Origin of the sequence: Carboxylicivirga fragile (genome assembly GCF_050589805.1) — a bacterium.
In the GTDB taxonomy this organism is placed as follows: Bacteria; Bacteroidota; Bacteroidia; order Bacteroidales; family Marinilabiliaceae; genus Carboxylicivirga; species Carboxylicivirga fragile.
Window position 1 is genome coordinate 35,726 of record NZ_JBNGOY010000004.1, and the last position, 24,659, is coordinate 60,384.

Annotated in this window: 26 protein-coding genes and 1 tRNA gene; 1 reads left to right on the top strand and 26 read right to left on the bottom strand. The window is 38.3% G+C overall.

From position 1 onward, the window contains the following. The first annotated feature begins 3 nt into the window (after positions 1-3). Positions 4-89, top strand: a tRNA-Leu gene (locus tag ACRD7B_RS02610). Positions 90-136: 47 nt separating this feature from the next. Here ACRD7B_RS02610 and ACRD7B_RS02615 read toward each other — a convergent pair. From ACRD7B_RS02615 to ACRD7B_RS02740, 26 genes are all read right to left on the bottom strand, one after another. After that, positions 137-982: an HNH endonuclease gene (locus ACRD7B_RS02615; protein ID WP_430822906.1), complete on the bottom strand. Its 846-nt coding sequence runs from the start codon at positions 980-982 to the stop codon at positions 137-139. Then, a complete protein-coding gene (locus tag ACRD7B_RS02620) occupies positions 982-2,490 on the bottom strand; it encodes an AAA family ATPase (protein ID WP_430822907.1) in 1,509 nt (502 codons plus the stop codon). The genes ACRD7B_RS02615 and ACRD7B_RS02620 overlap by 1 nt, the downstream gene beginning before the upstream one ends. 20 nt (positions 2,491-2,510) lie before the next feature. Then, positions 2,511-4,550 carry a hypothetical protein gene (locus tag ACRD7B_RS02625; protein ID WP_430822908.1) on the bottom strand — a complete coding sequence of 680 codons (2,040 nt, stop codon included), beginning with the start codon at positions 4,548-4,550 and terminating at the stop codon, positions 2,511-2,513. Between the two features lie 104 nt (positions 4,551-4,654). Further along, positions 4,655-5,209, bottom strand: coding sequence for a glycoside hydrolase family 108 protein (locus ACRD7B_RS02630; protein WP_430822909.1), 555 nt, complete (start codon positions 5,207-5,209; stop codon positions 4,655-4,657). Further along, positions 5,196-5,618: a hypothetical protein gene (locus ACRD7B_RS02635; protein WP_430822910.1), complete on the bottom strand. Its 423-nt coding sequence runs from the start codon at positions 5,616-5,618 to the stop codon at positions 5,196-5,198. Before ACRD7B_RS02635 ends, ACRD7B_RS02630 begins: the two co-directional genes overlap by 14 nt. Continuing rightward, complete coding sequence (locus ACRD7B_RS02640) at positions 5,615-5,947, bottom strand: hypothetical protein (RefSeq protein WP_430822911.1); 333 nt, start codon at positions 5,945-5,947, stop codon at positions 5,615-5,617. Before ACRD7B_RS02640 ends, ACRD7B_RS02635 begins: the two co-directional genes overlap by 4 nt. 2 nt (positions 5,948-5,949) lie before the next feature. Beyond that, positions 5,950-6,564: a P-loop NTPase family protein gene (locus ACRD7B_RS02645; protein ID WP_430822912.1), complete on the bottom strand. Its 615-nt coding sequence runs from the start codon at positions 6,562-6,564 to the stop codon at positions 5,950-5,952. A gap of 14 nt (positions 6,565-6,578) precedes the next feature. Then, positions 6,579-7,493 (bottom strand): hypothetical protein, encoded by a 915-nt coding sequence (locus ACRD7B_RS02650; protein ID WP_430822913.1) that lies wholly within the window; start codon positions 7,491-7,493, stop codon positions 6,579-6,581. 31 nt (positions 7,494-7,524) lie between these two features. After that, positions 7,525-11,442: a strawberry notch-like NTP hydrolase domain-containing protein gene (locus tag ACRD7B_RS02655; RefSeq protein WP_430822914.1), complete on the bottom strand. Its 3,918-nt coding sequence runs from the start codon at positions 11,440-11,442 to the stop codon at positions 7,525-7,527. Next, a complete protein-coding gene (locus tag ACRD7B_RS02660) occupies positions 11,426-12,457 on the bottom strand; it encodes a hypothetical protein (protein ID WP_430822915.1) in 1,032 nt (343 codons plus the stop codon). The genes ACRD7B_RS02655 and ACRD7B_RS02660 overlap by 17 nt, the downstream gene beginning before the upstream one ends. A 3-nt stretch (positions 12,458-12,460) precedes the next feature. Further along, complete coding sequence (locus ACRD7B_RS02665; protein ID WP_430822916.1) at positions 12,461-13,459, bottom strand: hypothetical protein; 999 nt, start codon at positions 13,457-13,459, stop codon at positions 12,461-12,463. A gap of 99 nt (positions 13,460-13,558) precedes the next feature. Beyond that, positions 13,559-14,182, bottom strand: coding sequence for a hypothetical protein (locus ACRD7B_RS02670; RefSeq protein WP_430822917.1), 624 nt, complete (start codon positions 14,180-14,182; stop codon positions 13,559-13,561). A gap of 14 nt (positions 14,183-14,196) precedes the next feature. Continuing rightward, positions 14,197-14,565 carry a hypothetical protein gene (locus tag ACRD7B_RS02675; RefSeq protein WP_430822918.1) on the bottom strand — a complete coding sequence of 123 codons (369 nt, stop codon included), beginning with the start codon at positions 14,563-14,565 and terminating at the stop codon, positions 14,197-14,199. 101 nt (positions 14,566-14,666) lie between these two features. Next, positions 14,667-14,843, bottom strand: a complete 177-nt coding sequence (locus tag ACRD7B_RS02680; RefSeq protein WP_430811101.1) for a hypothetical protein — start codon at positions 14,841-14,843, stop codon at positions 14,667-14,669. A gap of 17 nt (positions 14,844-14,860) precedes the next feature. Next, complete coding sequence (locus ACRD7B_RS02685) at positions 14,861-15,949, bottom strand: hypothetical protein (protein ID WP_430822919.1); 1,089 nt, start codon at positions 15,947-15,949, stop codon at positions 14,861-14,863. Between the two features lie 7 nt (positions 15,950-15,956). Further along, on the bottom strand, positions 15,957-16,307 hold the full coding sequence (locus ACRD7B_RS02690) for a hypothetical protein (protein WP_430822920.1): 351 nt from the start codon (positions 16,305-16,307) through the stop codon (positions 15,957-15,959). Next, positions 16,294-17,070 carry a hypothetical protein gene (locus ACRD7B_RS02695; protein WP_430822921.1) on the bottom strand — a complete coding sequence of 259 codons (777 nt, stop codon included), beginning with the start codon at positions 17,068-17,070 and terminating at the stop codon, positions 16,294-16,296. The genes ACRD7B_RS02690 and ACRD7B_RS02695 overlap by 14 nt, the downstream gene beginning before the upstream one ends. An 84-nt stretch (positions 17,071-17,154) precedes the next feature. Next, entirely contained in the window at positions 17,155-17,535 is a 381-nt protein-coding gene (locus ACRD7B_RS02700) for a hypothetical protein (protein WP_430822922.1), read from the bottom strand. A 72-nt stretch (positions 17,536-17,607) separates the two neighbouring features. Next, the gene (locus ACRD7B_RS02705; RefSeq protein ID WP_430822923.1) at positions 17,608-18,453 is read right to left on the bottom strand and encodes a hypothetical protein; all 846 of its coding nucleotides are present in this window, start codon (positions 18,451-18,453) and stop codon (positions 17,608-17,610) included. A 170-nt stretch (positions 18,454-18,623) separates the two neighbouring features. Continuing rightward, positions 18,624-19,286: a hypothetical protein gene (locus ACRD7B_RS02710; RefSeq protein WP_430822924.1), complete on the bottom strand. Its 663-nt coding sequence runs from the start codon at positions 19,284-19,286 to the stop codon at positions 18,624-18,626. A gap of 32 nt (positions 19,287-19,318) precedes the next feature. Further along, entirely contained in the window at positions 19,319-21,805 is a 2,487-nt protein-coding gene (locus ACRD7B_RS02715; RefSeq protein ID WP_430822925.1) for a hypothetical protein, read from the bottom strand. A 166-nt stretch (positions 21,806-21,971) separates the two neighbouring features. Then, positions 21,972-22,343, bottom strand: a complete 372-nt coding sequence (locus ACRD7B_RS02720; RefSeq protein ID WP_430822926.1) for a heavy-metal-associated domain-containing protein — start codon at positions 22,341-22,343, stop codon at positions 21,972-21,974. Positions 22,344-22,376: 33 nt separating this feature from the next. Then, on the bottom strand, positions 22,377-22,814 hold the full coding sequence (locus ACRD7B_RS02725; RefSeq protein ID WP_430822927.1) for a heavy-metal-associated domain-containing protein: 438 nt from the start codon (positions 22,812-22,814) through the stop codon (positions 22,377-22,379). A gap of 2 nt (positions 22,815-22,816) precedes the next feature. Beyond that, complete coding sequence (locus ACRD7B_RS02730) at positions 22,817-23,284, bottom strand: hypothetical protein (RefSeq protein WP_430822928.1); 468 nt, start codon at positions 23,282-23,284, stop codon at positions 22,817-22,819. Between the two features lie 387 nt (positions 23,285-23,671). Beyond that, positions 23,672-24,067: a DUF302 domain-containing protein gene (locus tag ACRD7B_RS02735; protein ID WP_430822929.1), complete on the bottom strand. Its 396-nt coding sequence runs from the start codon at positions 24,065-24,067 to the stop codon at positions 23,672-23,674. A gap of 38 nt (positions 24,068-24,105) precedes the next feature. After that, on the bottom strand, positions 24,106-24,624 hold the full coding sequence (locus ACRD7B_RS02740) for a hypothetical protein (RefSeq protein WP_430822930.1): 519 nt from the start codon (positions 24,622-24,624) through the stop codon (positions 24,106-24,108). Positions 24,625-24,659: the final 35 nt, after the last annotated feature.

A 24,659-nucleotide genomic window follows, 5' to 3' on the forward strand; every position in this document is an offset into this window, starting at 1 on the left:
CCAGCCCAGATGGTGAAATTGGTAGACACGTTGGCTTGAGGGGCCAATGCTCGTTTTAGAGCGTGCAAGTTCGAGTCTTGTTCTGGGCACACAAAAACTCCCGATTGATTTAGTTCAGTCGGGAGTTTTTATAAAACTATAATTCATTAAATCCCTCATTACAGAACCAGTCAGATGCAGCCAAAGCTTGATATAATGCTGTTTGCCAAGAATTAGGGTGCACCATTTGCCTACTTTCAGCTGCATCTTCCAAAAAGTCTTTCACTGCGTTTGAACCTCCAACTTCATATTGTAGAAGTAAAGAGAACTGGATATTAACTAATTCTTCGGCTGCGTGAGAAGCATACAATGTATTTAAATCCAGTACGGAAAAGTGTAATTTTACTCTTTCAAAAAGAATATCATCCCATTCTTTTGGGTGTTCTACAAAAAAAAGTATTGCAACAGGTTTAGAATCAATTACCAAAGCTTTTAACCATCTTTCTTTCTCGATGTTGTCATAATACGGATGGATTGTAACTTCTTGCTTTGAATTAGGTTCAATATCATCTTTAGCTGTATTACAATCCTTACAAGCAGGTATAAGATTAATTGGAGAAATAGAAAGTAAAGGATAATGAGCTTTAGGTAAATGGTGGTCTAGCGTTGTTACTGTTCTATGTCCACACAAAGGGCATCGACTATGAGGAGTTGATGTAATTATTTTGTCATAGTATGGACGTCCGGGTGATTTTTTAGGAACCATTCTCGAAGTATAAACTTTTACTAGTTCCTCATTAGTGATATCTATACCTTCAGGCACACCTGATTCAATAAGATGTAATTCCCCAGAACGCGCAACAGTGTCGTATTCGGTATTTGCTTCTTCAATAATATCACCGCATTGACTTAACCTTTGTTTTAAATCAGGATTTCTAACTTTTGAAATACAGGTAGTGTAAATCTCAGTAATATCTTCGTCTGGTATAGGTAAACTCCTCATTAAAACATTCTATTTTTTTTGTGAATTAACGAATTTGCAATGGCTTTACCTTCCATACCTATTTCTGAATTAAAAGAATCTAATACTTCTTTGAAACTATCAAATTCATTTACCTTTTCGAGAATTAATTTGTGAAAACCTGAGTATGTAACTTCTAAACCAAAAACCTCACGAGTGAGCAGACCTACATTTTCACCAAAAGATTCTGCTTCTAGTCGTTCTATTTTTGACTCTGCTCCTGATCTTCTCAATTTCCACACGCAGCTCATCGGAACTTCTTGCAAAACCACTGGAGAATGAGTCGCTATCACAGCTACACCATTTCGTTCAATAAGAAGGTTTGATAAGGCACGGATAAATGCAGAAAGTAATGGTGGATGCAAATGAGCTTCTGGTTCATCTAAAAGTACAAGACTACGTTCTTCAACCGTTTCAACTAATCGAGTAATAGTTAAAAGAACTATTTTATGTCCAGAACTAAGCTTGTTAAATAAAATCCCGGCTTCTTCTTTAAACTCATCCTTATTCCTAATTTCTGCAATTTTTGTTACTTCTGCTTCTTTAAAAATATTATCAGACTCTAATTCAATAAGTGCTCGTTTCCACCTTTCATTTTTAGCACCTCTTCTACATGCTTCAACACTTTTAACAAATTCGTTCTTTAATATAGTTGGGCTTTTAGGAGCTAAACTAGTATCTTTTCCTTGTTTGTTTCTTTTCAAACCAATGTAAGAATATTGCAAACCTTTAGTTTTATCCTTTCTTTCAGGCATTGGCTCTGTAGTATCAAATGCACTAAAAGTAACTGAGACAAGATTTGAGAATATTTCATTATAATCATCCGAAGTAAAATATCCATATCTAGAGCGAGCATTATCTACAAGAAGAGAACTTATCATGTTGTTTAAAAGATAAGTTTTTCCAACTCCATTGCGACCAATTAGCACATGAATATTTGTTGGTGGGTTTGAGTTTGGAATCACAGAAAAATCAAACTTCATACGAGGAGAAGTACTTCCTTTGGTTTTGGGTGCAGTATATTTGAAATTATATGGAGACAATTGCGCCATTCCTTGTGCAAGCCTTCTATATTGACCAACAACTGATGAGATTGAAACATCTCTAAGCAGAGAAATTTTCATAACCCTTTCTTCTATAGACTTCTCGTATATTTCATTATTTAATGCAACATCGTTAAGTTTTGATAGCACGTTATCACGAATTTCATCACCAAAGGCATTAAGGTTTTCATAATATGAAACATCTTGCCCTAATGAGAAGAAATCTTTGGGTAATTCATCAAATTCAGAAGGAATGGTAGGCCTCCTTTCTGTCATATTAAACTGTCCTATCTTAAGAGAACCTATTCGGTGATATATCTCCTCAGAATCGATATAAACCAAATGAAAAAGTGTTGAGAATTCAAACCAATCATCCCAATTATCATACTCTAACCTAAATTGATTGGTAGCCTCTCTAATTCTACTTTTTGAGGTAATAAATTGCATATTTGTCAGTATGAAGGATTTTATAAACTATCAATTCCTAAAGCTCTAAAAAAGGCATCATGTCTTTTCTCTGCAAATTCAATCATTGTTTCATACGACATTACTTCGAAGTATAAGTTTAGTTCCGGATTAATTTTGTATAGCGTCCCATATGGAGTGAGCTTAAAATAGTTACGAGTTATATTATATTCTACTAAATCTTTGTGTAAATCACATATTATATAACCAAATTTAGGAGTGTTATTTTCTATGTTTAGGAATTTCCCTTTACTTGATTTTGCCTTTGATTCCAATAATTTTTCGAAGTAACCTTCTAATTGATGATCAAGCTTTTTATCTTCTGAGGTATTCATATCCCTTCCCGGACGCTTAAATTCAAATAAAACAATTGAGTTTATATTATTTGGGTCATCGGAATATGCCCATGGAAAATCGTAAATCAATAAATCTGGTTCTTTTTGGCTCTTACTCTCAATCTGCTTGTTTGTTCTTAGCTGTCTATCTGAATTAATAAACGAATTAAAGGTTAGTCGCTCATCCAATAACCATAAGTTGTGGTATTCACTTGGCATCGCATTACTTTCAGCCCCCATTGTAAATATTATATTGTGGAGATCTTCTTCAAGCATATAATTTTCATCACTTCGCCATTCAAGATACTGTCTAAATAATTTAATAATTGATTTTCTTCGAATCATTAAATCAGCTAATTTACCGGCCGAGAAAGCAGCCTCCTCGCTTAATACTTCATGAATTATTTTACTGAAGTCATCTTTGTCATATTTCTTCTTTGAGAAAGCCTTATTGAACGCTTTTGTCCTTTTTTGTTCTAGTCTAAAGCTTTTCTTATGAAGCTCAGATTCAAGCCTTTCTTCTGAAATATTTGCAGGTATATCATCAAATACATTATCTACATTTAACAAGTGCCTATATGCTAATCTTGGTTTTTGCGGATTTAATATGTAATTATGAATTTTAGAGTTTTTCTCATCAACAGCAGCCACTATGTGTTCAGAATATTGAGTTCTTAGATTAACTGAAACATCAGATAATAACTCGTCAATACTTAACTCATCAAAACTAGTTTTATCTTCGCTCTTCAAAGGTATGGCGAATTTATTTCTTTGGTTATTTGCTCGTTCATCAAGAAAATCCCCAGTTACATAAACTGATAAATAATACTTTTCTTCCTGTTCATCCATTAATCCATTTACAAACGAAGGAATATAATTTGCAATATTAACTTTTGCTCCAACCTCTCTTTTATTGGCGCAAAGGTGAACAGAATGAGATTTGTTTTTGTAATTTCGAAGATAGTCAAGCGAAAATGGAGCTTCTATGCCATTGATTTTTATATCCTTTGAAGCTTTATCAAATTTCACAAACTGATTAAATAAGTCATTAATAATTAATGATTTTTCAGGCTCACCTTCATTGAAAATTCTGATTTTAGGAACTCCACCCGATAAAAAATACAATAAACAATGGTCAATTATGCCTTTTGAAATATCTTCAATTTCGATTCTATGGTTAACTATATAACTATGAAAGTTCTTATGGTAATTATTAAGTTTTACGACAGTCTTTAATTCTCCAGATTCAACCTCTTTTAGGTTATCGTCATTTTCAGGATTTACTCCATCAATTACATCAAATTGGAATGTTCTATTAAACCAAGTATTATTCTCGGAAAAGGTACTTTCGATATTCATGCTGCCAAAACAAGCAAGTACAGTATATCTGCCAACTCCTTTACAACCTTTACCCTTATTTATTTCAGTAAAAGCATCATTAAAAGCCTGAAACCTCTTCCGAATAAAACCTACACCATCATCGTAGACTTCAAATCCAATAATGGGACTGTAAGGTTCTTCGAATTCTTTTCCTACGTTAAGTTGCTTACCTCGAACGATTTTAATAGAAATCGTACCATCTTTGGATTTTTTATCCTCGATGCTTTGAATCGCATTTACAATTACTTCTTGTAAGGGCAACAAGTATTCATTAGGTTGTATTTCAATACCTGCAACAAAACCTCTTATATTTAACGTTTGAGCCATATTTGCATTTTTAACGAAGAATGCAAGATACTCATTTTTCATACTATTTGAGATTTGTTTATCTGATATTTTGTATAATAGGTTTATTAAAAATACCGTAAGCATTAGTACATGATAGAGTTAATCCTTCTCAACCACCCGTTTAAAAATTTATGATTCTGACCTCTTTGAGCAATCGTATTGTAATAATGAATCCGGGCAGATTTAATGGCGTTAAATAGCAATTCCGGTGGACATGAGTTAATTGCCTTGATAGTGTTTTTACCAATAATTCCATCCAGTTTAAGGTCGCAATCAAAGAATCGATTCAAGACCTTCTGAACGCCACAACTCCCCCAATAACCACTATTGACACACCAATCAAAAATGATTTCTTGTAACGAGCCGGAGTTAATGCTTCCGATTTTGTACTTATCGTAGAAAGTTTGTTTGTAGAACTCCTTGACCATTGCAGTTAGTTCCGGAATATCAATCTTGGTGTTTCGTTTGAGTTCACCAAATGTCAGTTTGTAACCATCAATAATTTGCCAACCTTCCCAGTTTGGGTGCAGGTTTCTGGCTACACCCATATACGTTTCACCTCCTTTATCTCCGGTAACATTGGCGTAGTAGCCTTCGTGCTTTATCACTCCATCAAAGAGTTCGTCAAATGTCTTCATTCTTACGTTTGGTTTTAAGTTTTACATTGTTCACACCGGAAATTGCACCACCGAAAAGGAAGTCGATAATGGTACTGAGCTTGGTTGAGATACCGCCATTAATGCTACTCACAAAAGCAATTTGCCAATCCTTTAATTCAATGGTTTGAAACACAAAGTAGTTGAGCATTAGAACCGTTAATGCACACCATGCCAGTAAGAAGAAAAGTGCAAATACCTTTTGCAGCCAACTGTCCTGAGCGTACATGTCTCTTGCGGAATCCCGGTCGGCAACAGCCATTTTAAAAAGCTCCATTTTTCCTTGGAGCTTTTCTTCCTGAGTGGTAAATATCTCATCAATGAGTTTCGTGCCAACCTTCAAAGTCTCAGCTACTCCGGCATTGGTTAATTTTCCAAATATCTTTCTCATCGCTCCACAAATTTTAAGATGGTGTCTAGTTTATCATTGAGTTGCTTGATCGTCTGGTGAAACAGTTCCTTACTCACGTAAATCTCCTTGGAACTATCCCTTAAATCGGAAACACGTTTATGCAGTATGGCAAACTTATTTTCAGCTCCTTCTAATTCTTTGGTCAGGTGCTTAATATCTTTTTCCAGTAAATCGGTTTTGGCTTCCACCGTTTCTTTGGTTGCATTTTTTGAAATAGCATTGCGGATAACGAAAGAGGCTACACCCACAATTAGAGAACTTAATCCGGCAATTACTACCCAGTAGAATTTAATAGTCATTTCCTCCATGCCTAAAAAATTTTAATGGTTTCGGAACTACCGTTCGGAAAGCGGTTTTTCTCCATTGTCGCACTCTGGTTTTCGATGTGCATAATGGCATCTACATCGTGTTCCCAATCAGTTCCGCCTTTGGATGTACCATCACGATTGGCTTTAAACACCAGAATAAATGAAGTATTGGGGAATCGCTTTTTGAGAGCTTTAAACTCATCCGGCTTCATACCCACGGTTTGAGTGCTATCTAAGAATACGGCATCGTAACCTTTGAACTGGCTTGTATCGTAATTCTCCACGAAGTCAATTGGATTACTGATTCCTAGTCGCAATAGCTTTTCCTGTAAAGAACCTTTTACACCTTCCTCATTGGAAACATACAGTACATTCAAACCACATTTAACCAGTAAATCAGCAAACAATAAAGCCACGGAGCTTTTACCATGAAACCTTTGTCCATAAATCATCAGGTAGAATGGTTTGTATGGCTTACCAAGCAGCTTGCCGAATTTCCCGGTCAGAGAAAGTGTAGAAAACTTCATTTTGGCTAACTGGTTAGCTGATACTACCTGATTGGGTGCTACGTTTACTGTTCTTGCTGCCCTTGGTTTAGAGCCACTACTTTTGGGCATTGAGGTAGTGGCATTTACTTTCCCAATCCGGCAATACCTTTCAATCCATTTAATTGGATGTTGGTTACCAGTAATTTATCACTATCCAGATAATCTTCCAGATGCTTTTGTACTTGGTTAATCCGGTCGTAAGCCCTGTCTGAACTGGTAACTTTACCATTCTTTTTGGCATTCTTAATGCTCGTGAGTAATCGTTTGGCCTTATCAATGGTGATATTACCGTAAAGGTTGATGAACCTTTTTATTAGTGATACAGCCGGAGTAACACCATAGCTATCCACAATATTTTTCAACTTGGAATACATTGAATCCGGCACTTCAAAAGTACAGGTACTACCCATTTCCTTGTATGTCCGAGCAAGGTCATTACCAATCTTTTTAACTTCCTCTGCATACTTACTGGATTTACGAATGGTCTTTTCGGTGGCTGCTTTTTGAATCACTTTATAAAGCAATGAAACCTGACGTTCGGTGACTTTCTTACCATGCATGTTCAGGTAACGCTTAATAATCTTCACTTCCAATGGCATTAAAGGCACTTCATTAGGCTTCCGCTTTACCGTTTTTGAAGTTACTTTCTTTGCAGAAGAAGTCGGCTTTGTTGCAGTTTTCTTGTTACTGGTTTTAGCAGTTGCTTTAGGCTTTTTATTGCTATCCCTGTATTCCTTTAAAGCTTCTTTGTATTGCCCGGATTCCTTATCCAGAATGTTTAAAGGGTGGGCGAACGGTAACTCAGGAAAACGCTTTACGTTGATGTACGGCTCAACAATCTTGAAATGATTATCAAGCATTTCCTTGATGTCTTTATCCTCATTGTAAAAGTCAGCAAAAGCATCAAATTCCTTGTGTGCTTCACGAGCTGCTTCCGGTAATTGTGAAAAGTCAATATCCTTGGTTGCTTCCTTGTAGTTTTTTATTGTAAGCTTCATATCATTAGTATTTTATTGTTGTTGAATTGATTTACAGCCCTGCTACAGCTTTAAGCTGTTTTTGCTTTATCAGAATGGCTTTTGCACGGAGCTTCACCAGTTTTAGTTTTTTGCCTTGGTCGATATTGATGGTCTTTGCTTTGGTAGTAGCATTTTTCTGCTTGGCTAACCTTTGAGGGAATTGTTTTTTATCCTGCTCAAACATCTCCATCGCTTCTTTGGTCAGGCTATCAGCATTATCATTTCGCTTAGTTCCTTTCTCCAGATATTCTTCAAAATAATTCCGGGGTACTTTTACAGATAAGCTGAACCGTTCTCCAAGTAAATTCAGCAACTTGGGCATTTTCTTTTCTGATACCGAAGCTTTCATATTGCCTGATACCATTTCGAAACCATCCCGGCTGTTTTCTAATAGCTTCACCACTTCTTTATCCGTATAAATTGGAATATGGCTTTTGGTTTTAGGCATGATAACCTTGAACGTATCATCGTAATGGCGAACAATGCTAATCTTGTTTTCGGTGCTTATGGTAGCTCCACTTCGCAAGCTCATGATGTGCTTTTGTAGCTTGGCTATAGGTGCAACCACATAGCTGTTGGAGTTCTTTTCAGCTTCATCCGGTGACCATGCTTCGGACATAAGGATTCCCTTTTGAACACCTCTGCCTTTGGTAGTATAACTCACCAGTTTGCCGGAGAAGTCTGCCGAACCTTGCAGGATATTCCCAGTAATGATGTAGCGGACTTGTCGGTCTTGGGTGAAGTTCTTAATGGCTTCATCCCACTTACTAATCAGACTTTCCTTTTGTGGTGTGCTTAACTGGAAACTACGGGCCTGAATACGCTCAATTTCTTTGGCGGTATCTCCAGATGCAGGTAGAACGATATATTTCCGACTATCGGAAATAGCAAAACGAAGCTTTACAGCTGATGGCGCATAAGGATTATTTCGCTTGGGATTAATATCAAACCCAAGGAATATACAATATGAGTTATCACTGCTTTCATTCTCAAAACTCAATGCCGGATAGAAATAACCATGCCCAATTTTAAAGAACTTGAAAAAGGCATTCAGGTAGTTCTTTCTGTTCTGGCTTTGCGTTTTAACCTGCGTAATCTTGTCCTGTTTGGCATCTTCCAGTTCCTCTGTACGTTCAGCCATGTACTCATTTTGAGCTGCCTTGTCAAATACCGGAATCTTCTGGAATGCTTTTTCGTTGGGAATGTCAGCAATCAGGTCTTTGTATTTGGTTTCAACCTCCTTTAAATCCTCTACCAGTTTGCTTTGTACATGCTTTTCATGCGCTGCAATATAAGCTTCAGAAATACTGTCCGGGTGTTTGCCGTTCAAATGTTTCTTGATAAGCTTTTCCAGTTCCGGTTTACCATATGGCTTTTTGAGTACGTTACATTCGCACTTTTCAAGAAAAGTATCATTACCAAAAACAGAACGTCCACCTTTCCCGGCAATAACAACCTTCTTATCAAGAGTTTCAGCTTTCAGGTTAAGGACTTCTACTTCAAGGTCGTATTCATCGGCTTGCTTGAGGTACTCTACATAGTCGTTGTATCGCTCAATGACCTCGTTGTAGAACTTCTCCTGTTCCTTTACTGAAAGGACGGCTACACGCCCAGTAACTTTTGAAGCATCACCTTCGGATGGTGTTTCATCGCTTTCTTTACCTTCAAATTTCAAAGGATTATCCAAGGCTTTGTTTAATTCCGGATTCTCCAACATATACTGGCGAACCACTTTGTCACCGTATTTATTCAGGAAATCATCCGATTCCAGTTGTGATTTACTGCTTTTCTGGTTGGAAGTGGTATTGGCATCCAATGATTTCAGCTTCTTTTTAAGCATCATCATAAACCGCTTTTGTGCCGGAATGGATGAGATAATGTAATCGTAAATCGGCTTCATTATCTGTCCGGTGCGGTTGATACGCCCACGCTTTTGAATCTCGGTGTTGATATTCAGCTCCGGTTGCAGTATCACCATCACACGTTGCTTTACCTGTTCGGCAGGTACTTTGTCGGTAACAATCGCATGAGCCGAAGCTCCGGTAGAACCACTCTGGTTAATCAGTAAGCAATCAATATCATTGTCATTGAATCTACGGAACAGGTCTGCTGTGTTTTCCTTTTTCCGGCTCATCACCAATGCGGTCGTGTTCTTGGCATTGGTTGAGTTATATTGTACGCAAAGCTTGCGCCCGGTAACTTCTCCAACGGTATAGCCAGCTTCTTTGATTTTCTGGATGATTAAATCCAATGGACTTATGGTGATTCCGGTGGAAGCCTTTTCAATGCGCCTGATAATATCACGATAAGCGAATTGAGCTTCTTCCGATAAGTCAGCAATATTAAATGCTTTTCCTTCCGATTGTCCATCAATATCCTTTTCGGTATAGCGCAGAACAGAATCCAGACCTTTCTCCAAAACGGTTGAAAAATCTGCATTAATTATATCATCCGGCTTTGCCATTCCTTCCAGAAAGCTTCCCATTGTGGATGCAAAAGCAATGATTGGCTTTTTACCATCCTTTAATCTCTGGATAGCATGTTCAGCCACATCAGATGCATTGATACTAAACAGCAATTGGTTAATGACATTGAAAACTTTTGAGAAGTATGGTATATTATCAACTCCTGCTTTCTCTGTTCCTTTTCGGGTTTCAACCTCCTTGCTTTCTGCTGCTGCAACCTTATCAAGCTGCTCAACCTGTTTGTTGATGTACTTTTCTTGAAAGCCGATTATATCCCGGATAATAGCTGTTATCTTATCGGCTATATCAGCCTGTTCTTTGGCTTTTTCCTTTAGCTCGATATAGTTGACTTCCACACCTTCAAAAGAACGCTCACGTCTAATCATCTGACCTTCGGAAACCAATTGTGCTGCCAGAATCTCTTGTAATGCCACACCGCCTTTTGAAATGGCTTCCACCAAATCCTCTTTGCTCATATTTGCATCACTCATGGATGTTTTTTGCGCATAGATAGGCATGTTATCCGGTCGCTTGGCAAAGGTCGCTGATAGGAAACATACACCTTTGGTTTGGCGAAGTACACTCTGCATAAATTCCCCGGTATTGGAACTGCCGGAAGCATTGTGCGCTTCATCCATTATGATGATGTTACCATTACTGGAAGCACTCAGAAATAATTGCTTTGCAGGTTTCTTTGGCTGATTGAATTGAGAATAGGTCGCACAAACAAAGTTGTAGTTGCCCGGTACTTGTTGGCTTTTAATAATACGCTCCTGAGTTGGTTTTTCAGGAGCCGTGTACACAATCTCACCGCTTTTATCTTTGATATGTGTTTTGCTCTCTTTGGTATTGACGATAAACGGCACAAGTGCAGAGCTACCAATATCCGATAAATCCCGGTACAAGTCAGTAAAAAGGTTTGGCTTTTCAGAAAGGAAAACTGGTTGCATTCCTTGTTTTACTCCATAACGAATTAAAGCTGCTGCCGTTCGTCCTTTTCCTATTCCGGTCTGGTCACCAACTATGATTCCCTGACCACGTTTTTCAATGTTGTAGATAGCCAATGATACCGCATCTACCTGTTCTGCTGAAAGGGCTTTTACCAATTCATCGTTTTGGTAATCGAGCTTTTCGGCTACATAGTCAAACAAGGGCATCCCAATACTTTTCTTGACTTTTCGAATGGCGATGTGCATTTCGTGTCCCATTGAATCCGGAACCGTTGTGTCAAGAATAAAACCTTTTTCGGCTGCCGGAATGTAAGCCATTCCCAAACCCTGAATACCCAACATTCCTTGCAGGTACTCATGTTCGTTTTGAGCCAGTTTCTGAGTACGGATAAAACACTTGTTATCCTTGGTTGAAAAACCCAGTTCAATTAACCGGGAGACAATATGTTCCTGTGGTTTGCGACTAAACTTTACAGTTATACTGCTTTTATGGAATTTAATTTCGGACTTCATCTTGCTTTTGTTTTAGAAGGATGGCTTTAGCTCTTAACTTGACTAAGCTCAATTGTTTTTTATTCGTATTGCTTTCAGGGTTCTCTAACCACACTCTATCCCAGAGTTCTTCATGGCTGTTCACCATTGTACTGTGGAGTTTATTTTTTAGTGGAGCTGCACCTTCCGGTTTGAACTTTGCACCATCAATCAGGATTAAACGGGTATTGAATGATGTGCCCTGACGAGAATAAAGCTTCTTGCCATTTATGGGGATTATATCTTCCACATTGTAAAAGTGATACAGGTAATTCAGGAAGATTCTGTTTTGCCCGGCAGTAACCCGACCATGTTTATCCCATGAGGTATGACCACCGATGATAATGGCTGCCTTTCCGTTGTCTTTCATACAGCGCAATGCAGCCAGACACATGGCATGTTCCAATCGCTTTATCTTGAAATTCCCAAACATCATCGGTTCGGAAAGTGTACCGAATGGTGGATTGGTTATTACACCATAAAATTTTCTATCGTATGCAAAAGGTGGTTTTACCGCATTCCAACTACTTACCTTGGCAAAGGGTTGTTCTTTAAGATTCACTAACCTGACATCATCCAATTCGTTGACGTATGTTTGATGGTATGGCAAAGCGATTGTCAATAATCCGTTTCCTGCTGATGGTTCTAAATACAAGGAATCAGCATTGGTATTTCGTACATAACTGGATGCCAAATACGATATAGGTGCAGGTGTAGAATATTGCTGCATCAATACGCTCATACTTGTACGCATTGATAGGTTAACCTGAGACTGGTAAAGGGCTACAATATCAAGATATTTCTCGTAAGTGGTCAGCGAATTGTCGTGTGCTATCTCTCGTGCATTCAGGACTATTGCCAGTTCGGTGTATTCCTTAACCAGGTTCTTATTGGTTATCCCGAAGCTTTTGGCAATACTTTCTATGGTAGTTTTAGAGTGCTTACGACCATTAAGCAAATCCTCACGAATCCTTGATATGTAGCCTTTTTTATCCAATTCTTAGTCCCTGCTATAAGACTTTGACAAAGAAATATCCCTTGACGTTCCATCACGAAAATCAAGTATTACTTTATTCTTTGATAGATTAAATTCAACATTTACAACTTCTGCCTGAGTTAATGCATTTGCAAGCTCCACAATACTTTCTGGTAGTTGGTTTTGTGTATTATCAAATGAGCCTTTAAAGTAAGTACCGTTAATATCAATATTTCTATAAGCCTGCTTCGCCCCTATCATGTCAGACACTTTCAGTTGTCCATATAATATCATGCAGATATAGTTTGGTAAATTATCTTCAGATTGAGTATAAACCCTAACTTCAGAATATGGCGTAATGGCATAAAAAATGAACGATACATCGATTGGAGTATCTATTGTGCTATGAGAATTGACAAAAGTGCAGCTACTCAGATATATCTTGTTATTTCCTTCATCTTTAATGAAGTAATATTTTGATTCCTGAGCCATGCCTGACATATTAAAATAAGCCAAGCTATCTTTAACCCTAAATAAATAAGCATTATTGGTTAATTGCCTCACATTTAACCTATAAATATTAATCATTGAGTTCCTAACCTCTATACTTCTTTCAATATTTAATATTGAACCACCATTGATATGACCACGCAGGTTAATCGTATAGGTAAAATCTCTAATCGTTAAAGGAGTTAACATATCATCTAAAAACTCTGAATTCTCAAAGTCAATGTTCACACCCCAAAAGCTATCCCCACTCTTCAGTTTAACTGATTTAGGTAATGAGTCTATTAATGATTGAACTCTCGATAATGGAGTTCCTGTAGGTATTACGAATCGCTTTAGTATTCGGTCATACTCAAAACCTGCTACAATTTGATTTTTATCGTGATCAAAGACTGATTGAAAGATTTTTGTATCTCCATTATCTATTCCTAAATAAGCATAAATACCATTGGATGCCCATTCCCCATTCTTTAACAACGGTGGGTTTGCCCCGTTAAACATCTTGATTGTTCCCATATGTATTTTTTTTAGTATCAAGTATTGATTATCAAGATTCAAGATGATTTACAAGGCGCTTAGTCTTGTGTCTTTAATCTTGATAATTGTGTCTTTAAATTATATCATTGAATAAGCCCTGTCAAACAGTTCATTGCTGACGTAATTACCTCCATTTTCAACCCTAGAGATAGATAGTACCAAAAGGCGAAGCGTATTCTTGGTAGGCAATAGCTTTGCTGTTTTGCTCACTTTTAAATCCTTACACACCGTGTTGATATAAGCTGCTGTATTATTCTCGAATTTAGGTGCGTATTCCTCTATAAGAGTCGGAACTGTATTCTTGCCCTTTTCAATATCATGCTTGAGGTCTTTAATCATTGCACGAACACCATAAACCGGAGCAATAAACATTTCAAACCTCCTGTCTTTATTCTGCTCTTTCGGTACTTTTCCGTTCCACTTGATATTGGTATAAATAAGGTTGCCCGGATTGTTATTGCGGATTCCCCTTGGTGCATTGGACAGGTATGTGTTTCCACCATTCCAGTTTTGAAAGTTCGGTGGCAAAGTATTGTTGTTTGTAGTCAAAATATTTGCCGGACATGTATCAGAACCACTTGGGGGCAATAGTCCACGTTTTTGCCTGTTTCTTCTGCGAATCAGTAAAACGCTTGTCACTATTGCCCCGGTGGTTAACACCCCTCCCGAAATAAATAATATCTTCTTTTGCTTCTTATTCATAGTTGTATTGGTGTTTAGAGAGGAATGCCCCAACTATCGAATTTGGGCTTAATTTTAGCTATCTCTTTATCGTCTAACTCAAAACGTAGCCAACCAATCAGGTTGTAGTTCTGACCAAGAAAGGCTGCACGAGTTCCCCAGAGGTACATCTTCATTCCAAAGGCTTTTATCACCAGTAGCATATCATCCTTGGTCTGGATTTTATCAATGGTGCTGTAGATCGTCTTTTCATCCGTACCGAAGTCAAGCATTGCACCATAGAGTGTATTGGCAAATAAGGCTGCATCTGAAGGAGTAATAGTCAGGTTCTCTTTTTGGAGTACCATATCCTTTAATGATGGCGCAACGGTAGATGATGTTCCATCCGGGTTACGCTTAAACATCTTGCGGATGGCGTAAATACCCACACCAATTGCCAATACCGGAACACCGATTCGTATTCCGCTACTGATTAATGCTGCTTTATTTGCTGTACTTAAATCCATTAGATAAACCTTAGTGCCTTTTTAACTATGCTTGGATTCTTTGCAACCTTGGTCAGAAGCTTGATAATATCTTCCTGCTCAACCTTGTTGACTGCATTTTGAATCAGGTTGCCTACTTCTTTTACTTTCTCCGGCTTTTCAGCCTCAATGGTGATTCCTATCTTGAATTTTCTCATAATCGTATGCTTTAATGTTATTCTTGCTCTATTTCGGTTGATTCCTCCTGAACACCTTGCATGGATTGATTCAAGAACATTAGTGTTTTGTTGATGAGTTCAGCCCGGTCAAGACATAACCCAACGATGTTGGCAATCTTGGCTACATCTTCCAGTTCCCAAGTTGACAGGGCATCTGAAAGGTTTTTAATGATGGTTGCCTTTTGCTTTTCTTCCGGTGTTTGTGGAGTGCCTACTTCGCTAATCTCAACATCGGTTTCCGGTATGGACTGTGATTCTTCAGAATAGTCTTCTACCAGTCCTAAAGCTCCTTTTAGTTCCTCCGGTGATAAGCCAAATAACTCTGCTGTTTTAGGACTATTGCTTAATATTTTTGTACCAATACCAGATACAACACCAATGGCAACACGTTTCATCAGCTCGTTGGGTGCATAACCTGCCAATCGTTGCTCTAAATCAGATTTTTCACGTTTCAGTTCTTGGTTTTCGTTATTGAACTGGTCACGTTCTACCCGAAGCTCGGTATTCTCATTACTCAGCTTCTCATACTTCTCCTGAAGCATATTGTAACGTGTCTCAAACTTGAAGTCATCCAACTGCTTTTGGTAACCAATGCGTTCAACTTCCTTGTTATTGCCAGATAAGGCGTTAAACAGACCAAACAAACCTTCAATATCATTTCTGGCATTTTCATCTTTTACCAGTCCCAATAATCCGCCAAGTCCTATGCTTGGAGTGCTGTTTTCCTCATTCTGTTTTTTTACTTCTTCTTTAACCCAAATCTGAACATCAGCTTTTTCCAAAGGTGGTTGTGGTGGATTCATTAGCCCACTCACGTTAACCGTGTAAGTGTTCAATCTTCGTGCATTGGGGCTTTTACCACCAAAAACATAAACTTTCAATGTGCCGTGTGCCTGTTTAGCTTTCTCAACGGCATTTTCAATATCCTGATTAAAGGATGAAGTACCGGAAGTTCTTGATGTCAATGCCGTTTCATCAACTCCGGTTAAAAGGTAAATCTCGTAAGCGTAAGGGTACTTTTGCTGTTCCTCTGAACGCTTGATAAAATCGTATATGCTTTGTATTTGCTCTCTAAAGTCCAACATATCATTATTAATTTCGGTGTGGGATAATCTTTACAAACTCCAAGCGGTAAGGCTTAAAGCTTTCAGTATTGGTTTTAATGTCGATATAATCGGTAAAAACCTGATAGCGATATTCGTCCATGAACTCGTATTCTTCTGGTGTTGCGGTGAATACATTGTCAGAGCTTACCAGTTCCATTTCTTCGATGCTTCCGGGCAATCCTTTGGTGTTGAGAATCCACATGTCATTCTTTAAATCCAATGTTTGATTGGCTTCTGTAACACGAATGACCGTTGGTTTTATCTGGTAACTATCAATGGTTCGCATTCCGGCAATACGGTCTTTAGCGATGGTATGTAATAACTCACTCGTGTTCATATTCAATGTAAATTCTAAGGGTTAAAGTGTTGTTATCACTATTCTTATTGCTCTTGAAAACCGTATGGATATTGCTGTTCACTTCCAAAGGTTCATGGAAAGGAATAATCTCTTTTATCATGTGACGTACCTTGCGATTGGCTGTCACCATGTAATCACGAAGCAAGAAGCTGTTACCATTTACAAGCAGACTGATATTGCCACATTCATAAGGTTCCGGACGTTTGTATTCCTGCTTGATATGCAAAAACACATCTTCACGTTTTTTATAAGCGAACATCAAAGTGTGTTGGGCAATCAAATCGGCAAATTCCAGATTGTTCAGGTATTTACCTTTCTCATACAAACCAACTTCACCATAGAGGTAATCCGTAAATTCGTTATTGAATGTGTCAGTGATGTTTTGCTCCAGTTCTTCCTGTTCTAAATCATTCAGGCAAGTGTACTTGATGTTCTCACTTAATATCCGGCTGATTTCCGGAAGCATATCATTTACAAAATAAGCCCTACTATCTTCTTCACTTGAGCGTGTGCGCAAGTAGGAATAAAACAGGTCAACAATACTGTCCTTTTCCAGTAAATCGGTTATCAGGTGCTTTGGGAATGACAACAACTCGGTTACATCCTCTAATTGACCATCCTGCTTTGCCGTTGCGTTAATAGCAATTCCGGTAATTAACTTACAAGATGCAGGTAGCAAGTCCTGAACGTTAATGTGACTATTGTCCTTCGATTGGTGGGATATAACAAAATATCTTTTCATTATTTCGACTTGGGTGTTAATTGTTTGCGCTACTGTTTATTCAAAGTGAATCAGTTTCTCAGTTATTATTTCAGCCATTGGCTGTTACTTGTTTACTTCGGCTAACAGGTACACACGAACATCGTAGCTATCACTTACAGCAAGGTTTTCGCTGTTGTCTTTATAGATGATTCGTACCGGGCTGTTCTTGGCTTTCTCATTCACCGGAAAGGCTACATCCTGAATACTCATATCATCGTTGTGATGTAATAGAGCCACTTCGGTATCGTCCGGGATGATTTCTGTATCATCAATCCAAACCCTTAAAGTTGAACCCGGCAGAGCTTGTTGGTTCGACAAACGAAGAAAGATGCCCTTGATGCGGTCATGCTCCGTCTTGGTATTACCGTTAAACTCAAAAGTCTGACCTTTCTGAACCTCAAATTTTACAACCTGTAGTTTCTTAATATTCTCTTGTGCTTCCATTCGTAATTAATTAGGAAAGAAAGGGAACGGCAGGAATACCGCCCCCTTTTTGATTATGAACAAACTCAGTTACTATGCTTTCTCTGTGATAGTACCCAGTAGCGTTACTTTAACGGCAGGGTTAAACACCTTATCTCCGTTGTTGATTGCTTTAGGCATGTTCAGCTTTGGCGTGATGTCCATTGATGGTTTTAACCATTTCGGATTCGCCAGTTTGTACTGGAACTTACGCTTGGTCGTATCGGTATCATCGAATACGGCACATGAGATTTCAGGCATGATTACCTTAGTTCCCAAGGTCATTTCAAATGTACCGTTCAGGATTTGCGGTGGTAGTGCAAACTGACCAAAGGCAAAATCTGCCGGGTCAACATCTTCCTCCGAAGCTCCGTGAGCATACTCCAGAACCACATCGGTTAACAGGAAGTATTTACCGCTATCCAACTGCGCACGGTTCAGATTGGTACGTCCTGATTTCTTATCGTCTGATGCTTCCATCAAGTCAATATCAGACTTGTCCTTGATGCTCTTTACCGTATAGATAGCTGCATCAACGGTTTGCATACGTGCATCTTTCAATGCCTTTTGAATCTCCGCTGGTAATTGCTGTCTACGCAGTTCAAACTGACCTTTTGACGTTAGGTTTTTTGTAAGCCCTGTTTTAACGGCTGTACTTCTTGCACCTGCATTGTAAGACCTGCGAACTGAACGTCTACGGCTGCTTCGTCTGCGACTTCTGCGAGCCCTTCTGCGGCTACGTCTGCGAGAACGACCTAAATCACCAATACCATCAACGGCATCTTCTTGGTCTTCCTCTTTTTCTAATGCGTCCTCTTCTTTATCAAGAACCGCTTCCTCTAAACCTTCAACCTCTTCCATTGAAGGATACAAATCATTTTGCTCGTTTATTTCCGCCATGATTTTTCTCTCTTTTGCGGCTTGAATAATCTTCCAATAGCTGCGTTATGTTTCTGCTCAAATTGGTCATTTACAAAATGTAAACTCACAATTTTCGCAGTTCACAAGCCTTGCTCTTGTAGTCTTATTCTTCGCCTTGGTTATTAAAAATTAATTGTCTCTTATTCGTTTTAGGATTCCATCATATCGCCCGAAAAGATGTCGTAGTCCATACTGTCCGGGTCAAGGTTGGTTATCTTACCAACTGCTTCTTCCTCGTCATCATCCGAACCAATTGGCTCATCTGACATGGAGAAGTCTTTAGCTGCGCTGCCAATCGGTTCATCACTCATGCTAAAATCAGTTGCTGCACCTGAAACCGAAGCTTGAATTTCTCTTTCGATGTCAATGTCTGCTGCCGGAAGTGCTTGTGTAACCGGGTTCAATGCCTGTAATCCATCAACTTCCTCGTAATCGGTGTATTCATCACCCATTAAGCCTTCCAATCCTTGAAGGATGGTTTTACCTGTAGCTTTCTTAACGATGGATTCTACACCTGCACCTGCTGCACCTACCAAACCAATTTTGATGTATTCATTTTTGGTAAACTGTGTAGCAACCAGACCACCCATTGTAACCGCTGCCGGAACGACGTAGGTTTTCATATCCGAACCCAGAAGACCGCTTACCGTTGGGCTCTTTTCAAGCTTTTTAAGTGCATACTTACCAACAGCAAACCCTGCTACGGCAGCAATAGGCTTGCCTATGTTGTTGGTGGCTTTCATAAAGTCAATCTTTGTGGCGGTTGACCTTGTTCTTGCACGAGTTTGACTCGTAGTTTTTTTAACTGCCATGTTTCTAATTTTTATTTATTGAATTGCATTTGTTATTGAAGCGAGATGCTTCCCAATGATTTCTTTTCTGTGGATTTCTTTGGAGTTGACTTGCGTTTTGGCTCATCATCCTTGCGGAACATGAAATAAGCTCCGGTTCCGATTAATGCAGCCACTCCCAGACCAATTCCTATTTTAGCCCCTTTGCTCATGCCTTTCTTCGGGTTAACCGTAGCAGGTACACCTGCTGACTTTTGCATTGGTACAACAGGAGTAATTGGAGTAGTTACTTGTGGTACACTAATATTCGAAGGACTGATGGGAGTCATTGGTGTCAATGGCTGTACCATATCCTGTGTGTTGTATGATTGTGTATCCGATGGCTGTGGAGCTGCTTGTCTGTTTGGAGCAACCTTGTTTTTGATTTTGGTAAAGATGTTCTTTACTGGTTTGAGCCAACTTTTGATTTTAGCCAAAACTCCGGTTGCTGCGCCAACAGATGCTGCGGTAGCAACTGCACCCATTTGTCCCAGTTCTGCCAATTCGCCAATGGATTCCAGACCTTGTAAATCGGCTAATAATCCATCCATGCCTTTTAAGGAGAAGTCAGAACTCTTTTGTTTTGCGCCTTTAAGAATGGCTTTTCTCAGGTTCTTTTCTTTTCCCTGTAACCCTTTAAAGAGCTTGCGAACTCGATTGTGACGTTTCTTTAAATCCTTTAATTTCTTTGCATCAATGTTGTGTTTGGCAGTAAGATTATCCGGTAAATAGGCGTATTGTAGTTTCTTGGCAATGCCAAACATGTTTAGGCGTAATGCTGCTAATAATCCGTTACGAATGGCTATTGACAGGGGGTTAAAGCGAACAATGGCTTTAACTACTTTCTTGGCTACTTTACCAATTTTCTTTCCTGCTTTTTTAATTCCCTTTCCGACTTTCTTGCCGATACGTTTAATGGCTCTCCAAAAACGACCTCTGCGTTTTCTTCTACCTAAACCATCTATTTCATTTTCTAAATCGTCAAACTCCAATAGCCCTTCAATGGCATCAACATCGTATTTAATCAGACCTTTTTCAGCAAGAGCTTCTTCGATGTCAACCAGTTTATCCAGAACTTTTTCTCGTTGTGGAGTATGCCAAAACTTAATGGCTTGGTCAAGCATACTGATGAACTGGTCAGGGTTCTGTATGTGAGCCATCTTACCTTTATTCTCCTTATTCTTAAGCAAGAAATTTCGGGTACGCTTGAGATAATTTAATGTGGCTGTATCCGGGTCACCAAGTCCGTTGACAGTATCTTCAAAGTCAATTCCGGAAACAATTGCCATAAGGTCTGCATCATTATCATTTGCCATGCTTCCCCCGGCATAATCAATTCCTGATAAAGCGTAAATGGGTAAGCCCAACGAAGTTGAACTAGTCAATCCATCAACACCATGAATACCTGCAACCATTTGAAGAGGTGACATATTAAAGTCAGACTTTTCAAAACTGTATGGTTTCTGGTAATCGAATTTGGAAAGTACCGGATCTATGATAATCTCATCTTCACTATCACCAGTAGCAGGTACAAAGACATAAATATGCTGAAAGTTCCTTTTACCATCGTATTTGGTAATTCTGAACTTGAATGGAATGCCCAGACATTTTAGGATTGAACCCACAAAAATGCTGTAATCATCGCAATCAATACCGAATGACGTTTTGCCCTGCTGCTTGAACTTAATTTGTCCATCGAGCCAACTTCGGGCAGGTGTTCGGAGTTGTTCCGTTCCGTTCTCATCTTTGTGGTATTGCAAGTAGGAGTACGAAAAATCAAAGATGTTCCGGCATGTACTTTTCAGCGAATCGCCTTGTAGCATCTTAGCCAGTTCTTCAACTTCGAGGTAGTGTTCGGAAACCAAGTCAATACAACTTTCAACGGTTTCCAGAACATTACCGTTTTTTACAAATACATCTTTGCCGGATGCTTTTTTTATGAGGTGATTGTATTTTCGACCGTCTTTTGTATTACGAGGGCCAGAAACAATACCCAATTCTCCCAATGCTAATCCGCTCATATTATCGTCTGTTAAATTTTGCGTAGTGGTAATAGTTTCCCCGTTCACGCTGATGGTAAGCATAAAGGTCATATCGGCTTTAAGCTGCTGCGTATTTTGAAGTGCAGCCATAGTCAAGCCTTTACCCATTAGATTCAGGTAAGGCACTTGAAATAAGATTTCCGGTTCTTGTGATTTGCCTGCCGGAATGGTCAGACCTTTAATATCAGGGGTGGAATAAGCAATTGCTGAACCTTTGTATTTGGCTACAACTTGGTTAACAGCTAAAGTGATTGGAGCTAAGGTAGGATTATAACAGCGAAGCTTAACGGCAAACTGAACTTCTTGCAAGTTCATCTTATGAATACGAAATCTCAGGAGGGCAAAGTTCATTTTTGCCCCAGCTAGAAGCTTTTTGCCTTTCTTAATGAGGTAGAAACCTCCACCAACGGCTGCAACTGCTGCTAATCTGCCTAGTATTTTCTTTGTGCTTGCTTCCATAATGGAAACAAACTTATAGTAGGTTGTAGGTGGGGGTGAAGGTGTTAGTAGTTACCTGTAAGTCTTTGTAGTTTGTTCATGAAACTTGTTGGGGAATGGGCATAAAAAAACTCCCGACTGAATAAAATCAACTGGGAGTTTTAAAATGAATAACCAACCGATTTTTCTAGTGACGATGTCCACTATGGCCTTCCTTTTTCTTTTGTGCTCTGTCAAACTTACAGCAATCAGGCAATTTATTGTAGTCTTCATCTTTTGCTCTAATCAGTTCTGTATCATGTCCGGCTTTAGCAATTGCGTTATGAATTGATTTAACATCAACAGTGTGGGGATTATAAACTACTTTCATCTGTTTTGTTTTTTTATCCCAATCTGCTGATACAACACCATCAATTGATTGAACAGCTTTTTCGATACGTTTTTCACACATACCGCAGTTTCCAAATACTTTAAAACTCTTTGTTTCATTATGAGCCAATGCTTCAATTGCACTCAGCGCTGTTATCAACGCAACTAATAAAAATACTTTCGTTTTCATAATCTCAATTTTTTAACATTTATACTAAAATCTTTATTTCCCACAGCAACTGCCACTCGCACTTGCTTTTTTTGGCATGGTGCAACTTGAGTGTTCTTCTTCATGTTTATGTCCTTGGTGCGTACCCCCTTTTTGCTGTATCTTTTGAGCTCTTTCATATTGACAGCATCCATGCAATTTCGCATAGTCTTCGTCATTAGCCTTATGCATGTTAGTATCATGCCCTGCGTTGGCAATTGCTATGTGTACTTTATGGACATCGGTTTTAGATTCATCAAAGGAAACCTCAATCATTTTGGTTTCTTTGTTCCAATCTGCTGCTGTTACACCTTTGACTTCTTTTGCAGCTGCTTCAATGCGCTCTTCACACATTCCACAATTACCATATACTTTAAATTTTTCACTTTTTTCCGAAGCCATTGTTATTCCGGCACTTACTAACATGGCAAATACTAAAATTTTTGTTTTCATAACTAACTATTCTTTTGTTGTTTTAAAAAATTATTATAAGATTCATTTGATTCAAAATACAATACCGTTCGTTTATTGGTTGGATTGATATGAATTATTGCATCTGATTTTTTAAGCTTTTTTCCAGTATGTGGATCAGAAGCAAATCGTACATTTCCTATATTCTGCCCTAAACGGTTAAGGCATCTATCACAACATCCCCAGTAAACATCATCTTGTACCATTATTGGATTCGTAGCAATCGGTTTTACCAAATTACTTATCATGCACACTACACTGTCAGGTACTTCCTTATTTTCATATGCTTTGTAGGCATTTTCATATTTAATCGAACGATTAATACTCGAATAATATCCTAACAAAATGATAATAAAACAGATTGTTCCTGCGTAAATTAAATAGTGTTTCTCCTTTTTTGACCATAGTTTATTGGCCTGTTTCTTCTTATATGACTTAGGACTTCTTTTCATTCTATACAATTAAAAAATGCAATTAAAAAAATACACTATAGTACCTGATAGCATAAGTACTACACTTATAATTATCTCCTTAGGTGATATTTTACTATTCCTGAATATAAATAGTAATGAAAGTCCCAGAAATAAAATAGTTAGTAGCACATCAATTTTTCCATTCATCAATTCCAACTCCTTTTTAGACCATTGCATATAAAAATGATTAGTGATAAATGAAGCGATGAGAAGTACTGTGCCTAAGTATAGATTCCATTTAAACACTTCCTTAATCTTACCACCAACTGTTCTTAGGCAAAAGGCCAAAATTGCGAATAACATTGAGCTAGCAAGAATAATTCCAGCTGAGAGTTTTATTATCGAATGTACCGAATACATGCTCTACTATTTTAATTTGATAGCAAGTAATGCCTTCATTAGCTTTTGATTTACTTCTACTGCAATTGCCAATAAACTTTTATTATCGATTGCTGACATTGATACAACTGGTTCAATGGCCGAAACCTCTATTATGCCTTTTTCTTTCTCTTGGACCACTACATTGCAAGGTAACATAAGACCGATTTTATCTTCAACATTAACTGCCTTGTATGCATAGGATGGATTACATGCTCCCAATATCAAGTATTTACGAAAATCGACTTCTAGTTTTTCCTTGAACTTATCTTGCATATCTATTTCAGATAGAATACCGAAACCTTCATTTTCCAATGCTGTTTTTACATCAAAAACAGTTTCATCAAAGCTTTTTTCTACTGTGATATAATTATAATACTTCATTTTTTTTCAATTTGTTTTAATAACCAGGTGAACTTTATTTAGTGTTTCTGTCCTTTAAACTTCATGTATCCTTCTGGCATTATGAAGGTATATTCAAAAGTTTCAGAGCCTGGATGGAATCCACCAAAATGCTCATCACCATCCTGATGTTCGTCATCCTTGTGATGCATCCACTCGGTTTCATCACCACGCATATCTCCCATCATACCTCCACTCATATGGCCTTCACCTTTCATATGACCATAAATTTTACTAAAGTCATTGCCTGCAAGACACACCATAACACTGTCATTATTATGATAGTAGTCAAGTATAATGGTAGTATCGAAATCGGCACTATAGCAGTGTACCTTAATTTGTCCATCGCCCATATGATCAACATCAGCTGTAGCATCATCACTACCGTGTCCTTCAGCCAAAGCAGATTTCAAGTTAGTGTTAGATAAGCTACCAATATAGGTACCTGTTAGCTTGTCTATTTCCAGTTCATCACTCTTATCACATGCATAAAACGAAAATGTGATAACAGCTATTAGTAATAATTTAGATTGTTTCATCTTTCCTTGATTTTAATTTGTTAATATCTCACCTG

Coding starts and splice junctions, on each gene's coding strand:
- ACRD7B_RS02650 (WP_430822913.1), bottom strand. CDS start 7,493: ATGAAGCTTACAATAAAAAACTACAAGGAAGCAACCAAGGATATTGAC.
- ACRD7B_RS02665 (WP_430822916.1), bottom strand. CDS start 13,459: ATGGGAACAATCAAGATGTTTAACGGGGCAAACCCACCGTTGTTAAAG.
- ACRD7B_RS02625 (WP_430822908.1), bottom strand. CDS start 4,550: ATGGCTCAAACGTTAAATATAAGAGGTTTTGTTGCAGGTATTGAAATA.
- ACRD7B_RS02730 (WP_430822928.1), bottom strand. CDS start 23,284: ATGAAAAGAAGTCCTAAGTCATATAAGAAGAAACAGGCCAATAAACTA.
- ACRD7B_RS02655 (WP_430822914.1), bottom strand. CDS start 11,442: ATGAAGTCCGAAATTAAATTCCATAAAAGCAGTATAACTGTAAAGTTT.
- ACRD7B_RS02720 (WP_430822926.1), bottom strand. CDS start 22,343: ATGAAAACGAAAGTATTTTTATTAGTTGCGTTGATAACAGCGCTGAGT.
- ACRD7B_RS02705 (WP_430822923.1), bottom strand. CDS start 18,453: ATGGCGGAAATAAACGAGCAAAATGATTTGTATCCTTCAATGGAAGAG.
- ACRD7B_RS02620 (WP_430822907.1), bottom strand. CDS start 2,490: ATGCAATTTATTACCTCAAAAAGTAGAATTAGAGAGGCTACCAATCAA.
- ACRD7B_RS02680 (WP_430811101.1), bottom strand. CDS start 14,843: ATGAGAAAATTCAAGATAGGAATCACCATTGAGGCTGAAAAGCCGGAG.
- ACRD7B_RS02710 (WP_430822924.1), bottom strand. CDS start 19,286: ATGGCAGTTAAAAAAACTACGAGTCAAACTCGTGCAAGAACAAGGTCA.
- ACRD7B_RS02735 (WP_430822929.1), bottom strand. CDS start 24,067: ATGAAGTATTATAATTATATCACAGTAGAAAAAAGCTTTGATGAAACT.
- ACRD7B_RS02685 (WP_430822919.1), bottom strand. CDS start 15,949: ATGTTGGACTTTAGAGAGCAAATACAAAGCATATACGATTTTATCAAG.
- ACRD7B_RS02725 (WP_430822927.1), bottom strand. CDS start 22,814: ATGAAAACAAAAATTTTAGTATTTGCCATGTTAGTAAGTGCCGGAATA.
- ACRD7B_RS02630 (WP_430822909.1), bottom strand. CDS start 5,209: ATGAAGACATTTGACGAACTCTTTGATGGAGTGATAAAGCACGAAGGC.
- ACRD7B_RS02695 (WP_430822921.1), bottom strand. CDS start 17,070: ATGAAAAGATATTTTGTTATATCCCACCAATCGAAGGACAATAGTCAC.
- ACRD7B_RS02640 (WP_430822911.1), bottom strand. CDS start 5,947: ATGGAGGAAATGACTATTAAATTCTACTGGGTAGTAATTGCCGGATTA.
- ACRD7B_RS02740 (WP_430822930.1), bottom strand. CDS start 24,624: ATGAAACAATCTAAATTATTACTAATAGCTGTTATCACATTTTCGTTT.
- ACRD7B_RS02615 (WP_430822906.1), bottom strand. CDS start 982: ATGAGGAGTTTACCTATACCAGACGAAGATATTACTGAGATTTACACT.
- ACRD7B_RS02700 (WP_430822922.1), bottom strand. CDS start 17,535: ATGGAAGCACAAGAGAATATTAAGAAACTACAGGTTGTAAAATTTGAG.
- ACRD7B_RS02670 (WP_430822917.1), bottom strand. CDS start 14,182: ATGAATAAGAAGCAAAAGAAGATATTATTTATTTCGGGAGGGGTGTTA.
- ACRD7B_RS02635 (WP_430822910.1), bottom strand. CDS start 5,618: ATGAGAAAGATATTTGGAAAATTAACCAATGCCGGAGTAGCTGAGACT.
- ACRD7B_RS02645 (WP_430822912.1), bottom strand. CDS start 6,564: ATGCCCAAAAGTAGTGGCTCTAAACCAAGGGCAGCAAGAACAGTAAAC.
- ACRD7B_RS02675 (WP_430822918.1), bottom strand. CDS start 14,565: ATGTTTAAGCGTAACCCGGATGGAACATCATCTACCGTTGCGCCATCA.
- ACRD7B_RS02690 (WP_430822920.1), bottom strand. CDS start 16,307: ATGAACACGAGTGAGTTATTACATACCATCGCTAAAGACCGTATTGCC.
- ACRD7B_RS02715 (WP_430822925.1), bottom strand. CDS start 21,805: ATGGAAGCAAGCACAAAGAAAATACTAGGCAGATTAGCAGCAGTTGCA.